This window comes from Rhodoferax sp. (assembly GCF_037143375.1).
In the GTDB taxonomy this organism is placed as follows: Bacteria; Pseudomonadota; Gammaproteobacteria; order Burkholderiales; family Burkholderiaceae_C; genus Rhodoferax.
On sequence record NZ_JBAWYV010000300.1, the window covers coordinates 1 to 1,927 of the forward strand.

At 63.4% G+C, this 1,927-nt stretch carries 2 protein-coding genes; one reads left to right on the forward strand and one right to left on the reverse strand.

What is annotated here, in order from left to right; translation table 11 throughout:
* Window positions 1-1,023: HDOD domain-containing protein (locus tag WCG50_RS19210; RefSeq protein WP_336901198.1), on the forward strand; the 1,023-nt coding region annotated here is incomplete at its 5' end.
* Here WCG50_RS19210 and WCG50_RS19215 read toward each other — a convergent pair.
* A partial coding sequence (locus tag WCG50_RS19215; RefSeq protein WP_336901199.1) for a PLP-dependent aminotransferase family protein occupies window positions 986-1,927 on the reverse strand: 942 nt, incomplete at its 5' end. The genes WCG50_RS19210 and WCG50_RS19215 overlap by 38 nt on opposite strands.

The window sequence follows — 1,927 nt, forward strand, 5'->3', positions numbered from 1 at the left end:
ACCTGCCCCTGGATTGAGGTCAATGAGTCCCACCTGCGCGATAAGGCTATGGTGGCGCGCGTGCACCAGGCCCATCGCCGTGGCTTGCGGCTGGTCTGGCGCGGCGAGCCCGGCGCGCACCCCAGCCCGGAACTGGCGCCTTGCTTTTTACGCCAGATGGTGAGCCTGACCCCCGAGGAAGCGCTGGCCGGTCTTCGGGTCTCGCTGCGCAAACACAACGGAGCGGAGGCCACGCTGCCTAGTCGCGTCACCAGCCCGGTGGTGGCAGGGCACATTTACGAATCAGTTGCCAGTTGGGTGCTGGCCGAGCATTGCCTGGACGAACAAGGCGCCTGGGCTGTGGCCGGTTGGCCCATGGAAGACGTGTTGCACGGCTACCGGCACCAGCGCATCCAACCTTCACACCGTGCGGTGGTCCAACTGATCGAAGCGATTGACGCCGATGATTCGGTGGAACAAATCGAACAAATCCTGAGCGAAGAACCGACCCTTTTCTACCGCTTCTTGCGTTACGCCAACTCGGCCGGACTGGGCTTGCGCACCGAGATTGAAACCGCGCGCCAAGGCCTGCTGGTGCTGGGTTTCTCGGTGATCCGCGCCTGGCTGCTGGGGCAACTGCCGCACGCCACCAGCGACCTCAACTTGCAACCGGTGCGTATCGCCATGGTGGCACGGGCGCGCCTGATGGACCAGCTGATGGACGCGGGCGATGGCGATGATCTGCGTCGCGAGGTCTTTATGTGCGGCCTGTTGTCGCAGATAGATTTGCTGCTGGGCGAGCCCTTGCTCGCGGCCTGTTCGCGCCTGCAACTCTCTGAGCGCGTAACGTCCGCCATTCTGGGCCACGCAGGGCCGTATGTGCCCTACCTGGACGTCGCCACCGCACTGGAGTCACCACACACCCACGCCACACGCGTGCTGTGCGATGCGCACGAGATGAACATCGAAGAGGTCAACCGGGCACTGCTGCGCACGCTGTCCAACGTCAAACACCTCCCGCCAAAAGGCTTGTTGCTGGTCTGACGTCGGCGACGGCCACCGGGCTCATCTCCGCGCGAATTTTTGTAAAAACCTGCCAGAACGTCGCTTCTTGCGTGGTGGCAAAGTTGATGCGCATCAGCGTACTCGGATGCCGGCTGGCATGGAACAAGGCCCCCGGCGCCAATAAATAGCCCTCATCCAGCATGCGCTGGGCCAGCGCATCGGTGTCCACCCCGGTCTCTACCCAGCCAAACAAACCCGCTGGCGGCGCGGCAAATGTGCAGCCTGCGGCCAGCGCCAGCTTGACGCTGCGAGCCCGCGCCAGATCCAGCCGGGTTCGGATGCGCTCGGCATGGCGGCGCAACTGGCCTTGATCAATGCACCACGCGATGGCTTTTTCGAGCAATGCGGGCGTCGTCAGGGTCGCCAACAACTTCGTATCCAGCAACGACTCCACCAGCGTCAGCGAGGCCGCCAGATAACCCACACGCCAGCCGGGCGCCAGAATTTTGGAAAAGCCGCTGACATAAATCGTGCGTTGCAGACCGTCCAACGCGCACAGTCGGGTGGCATGTTCGGGCGCAATGTGGCTGTAGGTATCGTCTTCAACAATATGAAAATCGTGCTGGCTGGCCAACTGCAAGACCCGGTGCGCACTGCCCGGCGTCAGGCAGTACCCGGTCGGGTTGTGAAACACGCTGACACTCACAAAAAGCTTCGGGCTGTGCAGTTCGCAGTAGCGCGCCATCAGCGCCAGATCGGGCCCCTCGGCCCCGCGTGGCACCGGCAAAATACGCATGCCCAAGGCGGTCAGCCGGGCAAACTCAATCGCCCAACCCGGCTCCTCGACCATCACAGAATCCCCGGCGCGCAGCAGGGTGCGGCTCACAATGTCCAGCGCGTGGGTGGCCCCGAGGGTGGTGATGATCTGCTGCGGTGAGGCGTG